At 64.7% G+C, this 11,461-nt stretch carries 10 protein-coding genes and 2 tRNA genes; 7 read left to right on the top strand and 5 right to left on the bottom strand.

Translation table 11 applies throughout. The features are described 5' to 3' along the window. Window positions 1-367 precede the first annotated feature (367 nt). The 4 genes from H4W01_RS06330 to H4W01_RS06315 form a co-directional block, all read right to left on the bottom strand. A tRNA-Pro gene (locus H4W01_RS06330) sits at window positions 368-444 on the bottom strand. A gap of 89 nt (window positions 445-533) precedes the next feature. Continuing rightward, window positions 534-610 (bottom strand) — tRNA-Ile (locus H4W01_RS06325). Window positions 611-621: 11 nt separating this feature from the next. Beyond that, entirely contained in the window at window positions 622-1,647 is a 1,026-nt protein-coding gene (locus tag H4W01_RS06320) for a polysaccharide deacetylase family protein (protein ID WP_209610345.1), read from the bottom strand. A 2-nt stretch (window positions 1,648-1,649) separates the two neighbouring features. Continuing rightward, the gene (locus H4W01_RS06315) at window positions 1,650-3,593 is read right to left on the bottom strand and encodes a sensor histidine kinase (RefSeq protein ID WP_209610344.1); all 1,944 of its coding nucleotides are present in this window, start codon (window positions 3,591-3,593) and stop codon (window positions 1,650-1,652) included. Window positions 3,594-3,797: 204 nt separating this feature from the next. On the opposite strand from H4W01_RS06315, the gene H4W01_RS06310 reads away from it, so the two are divergent. Then, on the top strand, window positions 3,798-4,265 hold the full coding sequence (locus H4W01_RS06310; RefSeq protein WP_010408594.1) for an Lrp/AsnC family transcriptional regulator: 468 nt from the start codon (window positions 3,798-3,800) through the stop codon (window positions 4,263-4,265). A gap of 192 nt (window positions 4,266-4,457) precedes the next feature. Then, a complete protein-coding gene (locus tag H4W01_RS06305) occupies window positions 4,458-4,718 on the top strand; it encodes a hypothetical protein (RefSeq protein ID WP_010408592.1) in 261 nt (86 codons plus the stop codon). A 78-nt stretch (window positions 4,719-4,796) separates the two neighbouring features. Here the strand turns inward: H4W01_RS06305 and H4W01_RS06300 are convergent, their stop codons facing one another. Next, the gene (locus H4W01_RS06300; protein ID WP_209610343.1) at window positions 4,797-6,080 is read right to left on the bottom strand and encodes a hypothetical protein; all 1,284 of its coding nucleotides are present in this window, start codon (window positions 6,078-6,080) and stop codon (window positions 4,797-4,799) included. Window positions 6,081-6,290: 210 nt separating this feature from the next. On the opposite strand from H4W01_RS06300, the gene yaaA reads away from it, so the two are divergent. The 5 genes from yaaA to H4W01_RS06275 all read left to right on the top strand — a co-directional run bounded on the left by yaaA (window position 6,291) and on the right by H4W01_RS06275 (window position 11,459). Continuing rightward, window positions 6,291-7,043 (top strand): peroxide stress protein YaaA, encoded by a 753-nt coding sequence (gene yaaA, locus H4W01_RS06295; RefSeq protein WP_209610342.1) that lies wholly within the window; start codon window positions 6,291-6,293, stop codon window positions 7,041-7,043. Further along, window positions 7,040-7,738 carry an SDR family NAD(P)-dependent oxidoreductase gene (locus tag H4W01_RS06290; RefSeq protein WP_209610341.1) on the top strand — a complete coding sequence of 233 codons (699 nt, stop codon included), beginning with the start codon at window positions 7,040-7,042 and terminating at the stop codon, window positions 7,736-7,738. The genes yaaA and H4W01_RS06290 overlap by 4 nt, the downstream gene beginning before the upstream one ends. 111 nt (window positions 7,739-7,849) lie before the next feature. Continuing rightward, window positions 7,850-8,224, top strand: a complete 375-nt coding sequence (locus H4W01_RS06285) for a hypothetical protein (protein WP_209610340.1) — start codon at window positions 7,850-7,852, stop codon at window positions 8,222-8,224. 110 nt (window positions 8,225-8,334) lie between these two features. Further along, window positions 8,335-11,106 (top strand): DNA gyrase subunit A, encoded by a 2,772-nt coding sequence (gene gyrA / locus H4W01_RS06280; RefSeq protein WP_209610339.1) that lies wholly within the window; start codon window positions 8,335-8,337, stop codon window positions 11,104-11,106. Next, a complete protein-coding gene (locus H4W01_RS06275; RefSeq protein WP_209610338.1) occupies window positions 11,103-11,459 on the top strand; it encodes a DUF952 domain-containing protein in 357 nt (118 codons plus the stop codon). Before gyrA ends, H4W01_RS06275 begins: the two co-directional genes overlap by 4 nt. Window positions 11,460-11,461 lie beyond the last annotated feature (2 nt).

Raw genomic sequence — 11,461 nt, 5'->3', positions numbered from 1 at the left:
TGATTCGGTCAAACCCTTTTTTGCAATTTTCTTTCAGTTAGGCGTCAAAACGACATCGAGCGCGGCTTGCGTCCGATGACAAATGGCGGAAATCGGCCATTCTTCGCGGAGATTTCAGACGCCGCACGACCGCCCTGCGCTCCGCTCTGCAAGGTTTGAAAGCGTGTCCGACACCGTGGTGGGCCGAATCGTGATTGGGAGAGCTTCGATGGGCCGCCGATAGGCGGGACATATCCGACACGCGATCGAACGCCCCTGCACTGCATATGCTGAATCGGCGCAGCGCTATCCGCACAGCCGTGCGCAAAGCGAAAGCCGACCGCGAAGCGCCAGACGCCAGCCTCAAGAGATGCACGAGAAAGGGGGATGGTCGGGGAGACAGGATTCGAACCTGCGACATCCTGCTCCCAAAGCAGGCGCGCTACCGGACTGCGCCACTCCCCGACGGTGTCGTCGCTTAGGCGGGCTGGATCGTAAGCGCAAGCGTGCGCTTACGATCCAATATCGCCACGCCCATCGAAAACGGTGCGACATGGTGGGCCCGGCAGGACTTGAACCCGCAACCTAGCCGTTATGAGCGGCCAGCTCTAACCAGTTGAGCTACAGGCCCCCGCGCCTTCGTTAGCGGCGTGCGTGCGCCGCTGCAATCACCTGATCGAGCGAAGCGGCGGCGATTCCGCGTCGCGCCAGATCGCTCAAAATCGCCTCCCACCAGCCATAAAAGGCCGCCAGATCCGCCGCGTCGCGCACATACGGGGTATGCCCGGGCACCAGCGACGGCGAGTGAAACGAGAAGTTCAGCAGGCGCACCCCCTCCCCCACCGCCACCGCAATCGCCTCCAGCGCATCGTGCTGCGGCATATCTTCAGGCGTCAGCGCGACGCGCGCGAGCAAGTGGGTGCGGGCAAACAGGCCGCGTCCCTTCGGCACATGGCCCAGGGCACGATACAATCCTGCCGCCCCCCGTTGCCGCAACAGGCCCGTATATACCGTGGTCAGCGGCAGTTCGACCAAGCCGCCGCCCGGGCCGACATGAAAGGCCGCATTGCCGATCTCCGAGAAATCGGGTCCGCCGTCCGCCGCATAGCTATAGCGCGCGCGCATCGAGCTATCGAGGCGGTAGCCGCGCTCCGCGAGCAAGCGGAGCGTATGCGGGCCAATGCCGTAGCGCCCGGCGCGATATGCGACCGGACGGGTGCCAAAGGCAGCGGTGATGGCGTCGGTGAGGCAATCGATCTTCGCCGCTTCGAGCGGGCGCGGCAGGTTCCCGACATAGCTGTTGCGCGAGGTCAGCGCCTCTTCGAAGGGCGGATTGACCCAGCCATGGAGTTGGGTGCCGATCGCCGAGACCCCATCCGCACAGGCGGCACGCAGCACATCGACCCCGCGTGCGTCCGACACGATCGGATAATCGACCATATAGGTCAGCGGTACGCCGTGATCGGCGAACCAGCGATGGGCCGCAGGAATCGCCGCCACCGCCGACACCGCATGGCCGTCGCGGGTCAGCGGCGCGGCCCAGTCAAATTCCTCTTCGGTATCGACGAACACGATGAAGCGCGTGCCGAATGCATCAGGCCACGCGACCAGATCGGCGCGCGCGGGGGCAAGCGGACGAAACGCTGCGGCAGGATCGGGCGTCGCCACGATCAGTTGGAAGAAACCTGCTCCATCCCGGCAAGAGACGCGGCGGGCAGGCGCAAAGTCAAGGCCTTGTCACCGATGGTCAAGCTGCCGCGCAATTCGGCGGCGAGATTGCGCGCCAGCCGCAGCGCAAAACCGGTGCCGAGCAACGGCGCACCCTCGCGCTCCGCCTCCGCTTCGGCATCGATCGTGAGCAAACTCTCCTCGGCATAAGCGGCGAGCGCCCTGGGCCGATCAAACACGATCGAGATGGCAGCATCCTCGCGCGCCGCCGCGACGCCAATCCGCTCGCCTGCGCTGCCCGAGGCCACCAGCGTCGCCATCAACCGCGCCACCAGCCGCTCGACCGCCCGGTCATCGCCCAGGATCGTGAGCGATTCGTCGCAGACATGCTGTTCGAGCGAACTGCCCCGAAGCGTTGCGAGCGGCGCAAGATCGTTCAGGATCCGCGCCAGCAACGGCGCGACCGGGACATCGCCGGTCCGCAGATCGAGCGCATGCGTTTCGATTCGGGCGGCCATGTCGATATCGTCGATCGCGGTCAGCAAGCCGCTCGACTGAGTCCGAATCGCAGCCGCATGCGCGCGATAGGCGGCCGGGACCGGACCCAGCATCTGCGATTCGATCATTTCGGCAAAGCCCGCAATGGCATTGGTCGGGGTCCGCAGTTCGTGCACCAATTGGCGCAGCGCATCGGCGGCGGGATTGCGCAGTTCGCGCGTGGGCTCGGCGGTTTCGTCGGCGCGCGGGCGTCGGGCGGTACCGCGATAGCCGGTGAAGCGCCCGCTCACCCGGTCGAACACCGGAATCCCGGTGATGCGCCACTGGCCGGCCGCATCCGAATGGCCATCCACCACCAACCGGGCATTGGCAAAACCGGCACGCCGCCGAAACGCCCCCGCCACCACCCCGTCCACCTGCGCGCCCTGCGTCGCGGGCGACAGGTCGAACGACAGGCCGATCAACGGCGCCCGCGCCGCCCCCTCGATCCAGCGGACGATGCCATTGGCGTCGGTTTCAAAGCGAAAGCTCTCGGCCTGGTGCGGCTCGGTCGCGAACAATTCGGGCTGTATTTCGAGACGCGGCGGGCCCGACGGCGTCTCCTCGCGTTGGCGCTGATAGGCATCGATTCGCGCGACCAGTTCGGCGATCTGGAAGGGACCGGTTTCGGGCGGCGATGCCGGTGGGGGCGGCCGCACAAACGCGATCGGTGCGGTGACCTCTGCGGCCGGTGGCGGGGCCGCAGAAGGCACGGCCGCGTGATCAGCGCGGCGCAACGCCTCGGCGACCACCGGCAACCCCGCCGCGACGGCGGCGATCGATACGAAGGACGACCGCGGCGCAATCGGTGGGGCCGCTTCGGGCAATTCCGGTGGCACCAGGACTGGGTCTGCCACCGCGTCGGGCTGGTCGGGCACGACCTCAACGGGCGAAACAGGTTCGGCCGCCGCCTCGGGACCGGGCGCGGGCTGCGGGTGGAGTTGGGGCGGCGGCGGCGCTGCGACCTGTTCGGGCTCGGTCGGCGCATGGAGCACGAAATCGACGCTGCCGAAACTTTCCAGCGCCCTGTGCACCGCGCGAGGCAGATCGCGCCGGTGGCGCAGGATCGACCGGGCAGCCGGCGACAGGCGCGGCAACAAGCTGGTCCATTCTGCGACAGAAAGACGCGCGGTTCGCAATACCGGAGCCGCGATCGACAGATCATCCTCGGCAAACACCGCAACCAGGGGCAGCGGGGGGCTGGCGAAGACCAGCCCGCGTGCGCTGGCGGAGCGCACCATCGGCGGCACGTCACCGCGAATCAGGCGCAAACGGGCGATCGCAGCATCGCTTGCCGCAGCCCGACCGCGCCCGATCAGATCGACCAACTGCCGCCATGTGGATTGCGCGCCAAAAGCGGTCGACATGTCTGCCGAAAGAACCGTCTCCAGGCTGTCGTCGAACCGCAAGCTCTTCTGTCCCCAAAATCGCGACGTCCCCATGCGTCGTAAAGGCTCATGTGTCGTAACGGATTCTTAACCGGCGCAAAGGCCCCGCGTAACCCTGAGATTTGGCACCGTCGCAATGTGGGACAATTGCGTTCCGTAGTAATTATCTTATAGGCAACTGCAAGATGGCAATGCGAAACGCGCGTTACCCAGGAGCATTACGTAATGACATTCGATTCGATCGACCGCCGTATTCTGGAACTGCTTCAGGACGACGGACGAATGACCAATGTCGAACTGGCCGAGCGCGTCGGGCTGACCGCCCCCCCCTGCCTGCGCCGCGTGCGCGCGCTGGAGGAAGCCGGTGCAATCCGCGGCTACCACGCCGAGATCGATCCCGCCACCCTTGGTTATCCGATTACCGTGTTCGCGATGGTGTCGCTGCGCAGCCAGGCCGAGCATGATCTCGCCGCGTTCGAGGAGCATGTCGCCACCATTCCCGAAGTGCGCGAGTGCCACATGCTGAATGGCGAGATCGACTTCATCCTGAAGATCGTCGCGGGCGACTTGAAGAGTTTCCAGGAAATCCTGATGACCCACCTGACGCCCGCCCCCAATGTGGCGAGCGTCAAGACCTCGCTGACCATCCGCACCGCCAAATCGCTTCCGGGTATTCCGATCCGCGCGGGGTGAAGGTTTTTTGAACGCGCAAAACTTGTAAATTGCCAATAAATTGAAAATAATATCGCGCTGATGAGCGATTTTTTCATGAGCATGTTATATTATCAGGCGATTGATCTTCCCCGCGGCTATCTAAATTAAATTTGCATTGCCAATCGATTGATGACCTACTGAACCGTCACAATTTCAGAAGGAGCGTCGGATATGATCCTCCCTTACATGGCGTCGACCTGCCTAGGTATCATCGTCGGCTGGTTGATCTGGACGTTTGTCCAACGATCTGAAACCCTAACCGTAAAAGCGATCGCGTCGCTCGCAAGCTTGGCTGCGGGTGGGATCGTCATCGGCGCGGCGAGCGCCGTCAAACCAGGGGACGGCGATGCCGTATATGCTTACCCTATTGGCGCTCTTGTAGCGATCTTGGTTCTCGGCCTGCTCTCGATGGACCCAAAGACCTTAAAATAGGCTGGCAATTTCCCACTACGAAAAAGGGCGACCCGCAGGCCGCCCTTTCCGTCTCGTTTCGCCGCAAAGAACCCGCGATCAGGCCGTCGGCGGCGTGTCGACAAACACCGTCCACAACCGTGCGATCGCCTTGTTGGGGTCGGCAGCGACCTTGGCGAGAACCGCCTTGGCCCCGGCGCGATCGCCCGACAGCGCCAGCGCCATGCCGAGGTGCAGATTGTTGCGGTCGGCGTCGGGCGCGCCCTTGGTCTCGGCCAGGCGGTACATCTCGATCGCCTTGGCGTAATTGCGGGTGCCGAAATAGGCGTCCCCCGCCTGCTGGGCGAGATCGCCCTTGGGGGCCGCCTGGGCGTTCTTTTCCTTAATCGCGAGCGAGGTCGCGCCGGCGATGCCCGTCTTGGCGCGAGTCAGTTCCTCGGTCGCCGTGATATTGCCCTTGGGGATCGAGTTGTTGGCAAAGCCTTCGTCGATCACCGTTTTGGCTTCATTGGGCAAGCCGACGTTGATCGCGGCATCGGCATAATCGATATATTCGCGCTGACCGGTCTGGCTCTTGGTCGCCCACAGCAAGCGATACAGATCGACGCGATTCTTGCTGTACTTCGCCGCTGCCGGGCCCTGGAAGCCGAATGTGTAGATCGCGCCGCGCCAATTTTCCTTGGTGCCATATTCGGTCAGCCAGGCTGCGGTCCACGAATCGGCCCCTTCCTGGTCGCCCGCTTTGCCGAGGCGGGTGAAGGCGTATTTATACCAGGATTCGGGAGCCTTCTTGCCCTTGGCTTTTTCCGCCTGCACAGCGGCTCCCAGATCGGCGATGCCGCCCTTTACGTCACCGGCATCAACCTTCGCGCGCGCAATGTTGAGCAGCAGATCGTCGTCGGTATAGCCAAGGTCCTTGGCCTTGGTGAAATACTCCACCGCCTTGGCATAATCCTTGTTCGAATAGGCAAAGCCGGCCCGCGAGTTATAGCGGTTGCCGAGCTCAGCCTTCGGCGTCGCCGGATTGGCGATCAGCGCGTCGAGCGGCGGGGTTAGCGCGGCGATGCGGGCCGCTTCGGGCTGGCCTTGCGTTTGCGCGTTGATCAGCGACAGACGCAGGCCCGAGGCGAGATACCGCTCATAATCGCTCTTCGCCACGGTATCGAGCGTGTTGAGCGCGGTCTCGGCCTTGGCGAGATCCTTGGGCGTCGCGGCCAGCGCGGTTTGCGCTTCGACGGCGGCAGCACGCGCAGGAGCCGAAATCGTCGGCGCGGCCGGGGCGGCCTCTTCCTTCTTCTTGGCGATCGCGGGGGCGACCAGGGCGGCACCGTTCAACCCGATGACGAGCGTTGCCGTCAGGGCGATTTTCGAAACCATCTTCATTGCGGGACTCTCCTCAAGCGTCGCTGGCGCGGCGGAATACTGGCTTTGCTCCTAGCGCCGCCGGTTCGACCGTCAAGCGACGCGAGATGCGCGGCGGCGACTGAACGCGCTTTGAACGCGTTTGGACGCATGCTGCACAACGATTTTATGCCGCCGATTTCGCCTTCCGGGCTTTGACGCGGACGCCCGACGCGCCTAGTCGGCAAGGCGATGATCGCCCTTCTTTCTCCCGCCAAGACGCTCGATTACGAACGTCCCCTGCCCGCTTTGACCGCGACCGCGCCGCGCTTTCAGGCAGAGGCGGCGTCGCTCGCCAAATCGGCCGCGAACCTGACGCAGGCGCGGCTTGCCACGCTGATGCACATTTCGCCCAAGCTGGCGAAGCTGAACGCCGACCGCTTCGCCGGGTTCGCCGACGCGCCCGAACGGCCCGCGCTCTTCGCCTTTGCCGGAGACGTTTATATCGGCTTCGAAGCGCGCACGCTGGACGAGGCCGCGATCGCCTTCGCGCAGGACCATGTGCGGATGCTGTCGGGCCTATATGGCTTGCTCCGCCCGCTCGACGCGATGCGCCCCTATCGACTCGAAATGGGCACACGCTGGGCACCGCGCCGCAAGAGCCTGTACGAATATTGGGGCGACCGCATCGCCGCCGCCGTGCGCGAGGACGTAGCCGAGGAAGGATCGGGCGTTGTGCTAAACCTTGCCAGCCAGGAGTATTTCGCGGCCGTCGACGGCAAGTTGGCGGGGCTGCGCGTGATCGACGTGGATTTCCGCGAAGCCGGACCCGACGGCCCGCGCTTTGTCAGTTTCCATGCCAAGCGCGCGCGCGGCATGATGGCGCGCTGGCTGTGCGAACATCGCATCAGCGAGATCGACGCGATGCGCGGTTTCGACAGCGACGGCTACCGCTTCGACGCCGCCGAGAGCACGCCCGAGCGCTGGCGGTTTACCCGCGCATGACCGGCGCGGCAGTCATCATCGGGGCCTCGGGCGGCATTGGCGCGGCGCTGGAGGCGGCGCTGATCGAGGAAGCGACGTTCGAGAAGGTGTACGGCTTCGCGCGCTCGCGCAGCGGCGCGCAGCATCTCGATCTGCTCGACGAAACCAGCATTGCGGCAGCCGCGGCGCATGTCGCCACAGGCCCTGCTCCCACGCTGGTGATCGTCGCCACCGGCTTGCTGCACGCGGGCGAGCGCGGCCCGGAAAAGGCGATGCGCGAGCTTGATCCCGCCTGGCTGGCCGAAACCTATGCGATCAACGCGATCGGCCCGGCGCTCGTCGCCAAGCATTTCCTGCCGATCATGCCCAAGACCGGGCGCGCGGTGTTCGCCGCGCTCTCCGCGCGAGTCGGCAGCATTTCGGACAATAAGCTGGGCGGATGGCATGGCTATCGCGCCTCGAAAGCGGCGCTCAACATGCTGATGCGCGGTATCGCGATCGAGGAAAAGCGCCGCAACGATCGGACGATCGTCGTTACCTTGCATCCCGGCACCGTCGACACCGCTTTATCCAAACCCTTTCAAGGCAATGTCCAGGCCGGTCGCCTGTTCACACCCGATCGCGCCGCGTTGCAATTGCTCGACACGATCGAGGAATTGAAAGCCCCGGACAGCGGCAAGCTGTTCGACTTCGAAGGCAAGGAAGTGCCCTTCTAAAGGATGAGGGCAACATGACGGATTTGTCATCATCCCGCCATTGCCGATTCAGCGATTGGGTCGCACCATCGCCGCAGGGCTACGTTGCCTGACCGTTTTGAGGGGATATCCATGACCAAGCTTCCGATGACGATCGCCGCCGCTGCGGCCCTGCTGTGCGGCACCGCCGCCCTCGCCCAGACCAAGCCTGCGCCCAAGCCGACGCCGACTAAACCGGCCGCCAAGCCAGCCCCGGCGGCAAAGGTCACCCCGGCGGCAGCGGTAAAACCCGCCCCGGTCGCAGCGAAGCCGACGCCTGCGGCGGTCAAGCCCGCCCCTGTGGCGGCGAAGCCAGCCCCCGCGCCCGTTGCAGCGGCCAAGCCTGCAGCCCGCAAACCCGCCGCTGCGGCGACCGGCCGCATGGTCACCACCAAGACCAGCACCGGCAAGACGATCACCTACAATTGTTCGAAGGCGGGCAACGCCAACAAGACCGCCTGCAAATAAGCGAACCAAACCCACCCCTGCGCCGCTGCGATGCGCGCGGGGGTGGCGTTTCGTTGCGCGCTCGGCTAGGGTTTGTCGCATTCCCGTAACACAGCCGAAGGCACCATAAATTGACCGACGAGACCGTCCTCGCCGACCCTTCCGACATTGCCCCGATCTCGATCGTCGACGAGATGAAGTCGAGCTATCTCGACTATGCGATGAGCGTGATCGTCGCGCGCGCGCTTCCCGATGTTCGTGATGGTCTGAAGCCCGTCCACCGCCGTATCCTGTGGTCGGCGTCGGAAAGCGGCTTCGTTTATAACCGGCCCTATCGCAAATGCGCCCGCATCGTCGGTGACGCGATGGGTAAATATCACCCGCACGGTGACAGCTCGATCTACGAAGCCTTGGTCCGTATGAGCCAGGACTGGTCGATGCGCGTGCCGTTGATCGACGGCCAGGGCAATTTCGGCTCGATGGACCCCGATAAGGCCGCGGCCATGCGCTATACCGAGGCGCGTCTCGCCAAGGTCGCGGGTTCGCTGCTCGAGGACATCGACAAGGACACCGTCGATTTCGTGCCCAACTATGACGGGTCCGAGCGCGAGCCGTCGGTGCTGCCGGCGCGTTTCCCCAATCTGCTGGTCAATGGCGCGGGCGGCATCGCCGTCGGCATGGCGACCAACATCCCGCCGCACAATCTCGGCGAAGTGATCGACGCGACGCTCGCCATCATCGATTCGATGACCGGCGCGCGCGAACCGCTGACCACCGAGGAACTGATCGAGATCGTCCCCGGTCCCGATTTTCCAACGGGCGCGATCATCCTCGGCCGCGCAGGCGCGCGCTCGGCGTATGAAACCGGACGCGGCTCGATCATCGTGCGCTCGCGCTATGTCGTCGAGGAAGGGCGCGGCGATCGCCGCTCGATCGTGCTCACCGAAATCCCGTATCAGACCGGCAAGAACGGCCTGGTCGAGAAGATCGCAGAAGCCGCCAAGGACAAGCGCATCGAAGGCGTCAGCGACATTCGCGACGAATCGAGCCGCCTTGGCGTGCGCATCGTCATCGATCTCAAGCGCGATGCCACCCCTGAGGTCGTGCTCAACCAATTGTGGCGGCACACGCCCGCGCAATCGAGCTTCCCCGCCAACATGCTGGCGATCCGTGGCGGCCGCCCGGAATTGCTCAACCTGCGCGATATCATCACCGCGTTCGTGACCTTCCGCGAGGAAGTCATCACCCGCCGTTCCAAGTTCGAGCTCGCCAAGGCGCGCGACCGGGCGCATCTGTTGCTGGGTCTCGTCATCGCGGTGACCAACCTCGACGAGGTCGTCCGCATGATCCGCGGCTCGTCCAGCCCCGCCGCAGCGCGCGAAGCGTTGCTGGCGCGCGACTGGCCAGTCGCCGAGATCGCGCCGTTCATCAAGCTGGTCGAAGCGGTCGAAGTCGAAATGACCGGCGACACCTATCGCCTGTCCGAATTGCAAGTCCGTGCGATCCTCGATCTGCGCCTCCACCGCCTCACCGCACTCGGTCGCGACGAGATCGGCAACGAACTGCAAGGCCTCGCCGATTCGATCGCCGAACTGCTCGCCATTCTCGCCGATCGCGCCAAGCTGTTCGCGGTGATGCGCGAGGAACTGGTCGCGGTCCGCGCCGAATTCGCGACCCCGCGCAAGACCGACATCGCCGCCGCCGCCGATGGCATTGACGATGAGGATCTGATCGAGCGCGAGGACATGGTCGTCACCGTGACGATGCAGGGCTATATCAAGCGCACCACGCTCGACACCTTCCGCGCCCAGGCGCGCGGCGGCAAGGGCCGTGCGGGCATGGCCACCAAGGATGAAGACGCGATCACGAACCTGTTCGTGACCAGCACGCACACGCCGGTGCTGTTCTTCTCGACGCTGGGCAAGGTGTACCGCATGAAGGTGTGGAAGCTGCCCGAAGGCGGTGCCGCCACGCGCGGCCGCCCGATGATCAACTTGCTGCCACTGGCCGAAGGCGAGACGATCTCGACCGTGCTCGCTCTGCCCGAGGACGAGACCGAATGGGCCGCGCTGCACGTCATGTTCGCGACGGCGCGCGGCAGCGTGCGCCGCAACTCGATGGACGCCTTCACCAACATCCCCACCGCCGGCAAGATCGCAATGAAGTTCGAGGGCGTCGATGCCGACGACCGGCTGATCGGCGTGGCCTTGCTGAGCGAGAATGACGACGTGCTGCTCGCCACCCGCCAGGGCAAGGCGATCCGCTTCGCCGCCGATGAAGTGCGCGAATTCCAGAGCCGCAATTCCACCGGTGTGCGCGGCATGACGCTGAAGGGCGATGACGAGGTGATCTCGCTCTCAATCCTCCACCGCGTCGGTGCCACGCCCGAGGAGCGTGAGGACTATCTCAAGTTCGCGCCGTGGAAGGGCGAGCGCGAAGGCCAGATGGCGATGACCCAGGCGCGCTACGAAGAGTTGATGATCCGCGAGCAGTTCATCCTCACCGTCTGTGCCAACGGGTACGGCAAATTGTCGTCGGCTTATGACTATCGCCGCACCGGGCGCGGTGGCCAGGGCATTACCAACATCGACAACATCCCGCGCAACGGACCCGTCGTGGCGAGCTTCGCCGCGACCAAGGGCCACCAATTGATGCTGGTGACCGACCAGGCCAAAGTGATCCGCACGACGCTCGGCTCAATGCGCGTGATCGGTCGCAATTCGGCGGGCGTGAAGCTGTTCGATGTCGGCAAGAACGAGCATGTCGTCTCGGCCGCTCGGATCGAGGAAGCTGAAGGCGATGCCGAGGCCGATGTGCGTGACCTGACCGCGGTCGAAGTCGCCCCCGACGACACGGGCGATACCGGAGAGGATCTGGCGGCTGGCCCGGACAATGGCGAATGAGCGAACGGCCGCTCACCGCCTATAAGGTGCTGACCGCCGAGCAGATGGCGACGCTGGAGACCGAGGAATCGTTCGCCGGCGCGCCCATCGACTTGGCCGACGGCTATATCCATCTCTCGACCGCCGAACAGTTGACCGAAACCGTCGACAAGCATTTCGCCGGGCAAAGCGATTTGCATGTCGCGGCGGTCGATCTCGGGTCATTCGGCGCGAACCTCAAATGGGAAGAGTCGCGCGGCGGCCAACTCTTCCCGCACCTTTATGGCGGCCCGCTGCTGCTCGAGACGGTGATCGCTTACGGCCCGCTCGAACGCGATGCCGATGGCCGCGTGAAACTGCCTGTCGCGGGCTAACG

Origin of the sequence: Sphingomonas sp. PL20, from assembly GCF_017875905.1 — a bacterium.
Classification (GTDB): domain Bacteria; phylum Pseudomonadota; class Alphaproteobacteria; order Sphingomonadales; family Sphingomonadaceae; genus Sphingomonas; species Sphingomonas echinoides.
Note: the sequence above shows the minus strand (reverse complement) of the source record. Positions and strands in the feature narration are given on the sequence as shown.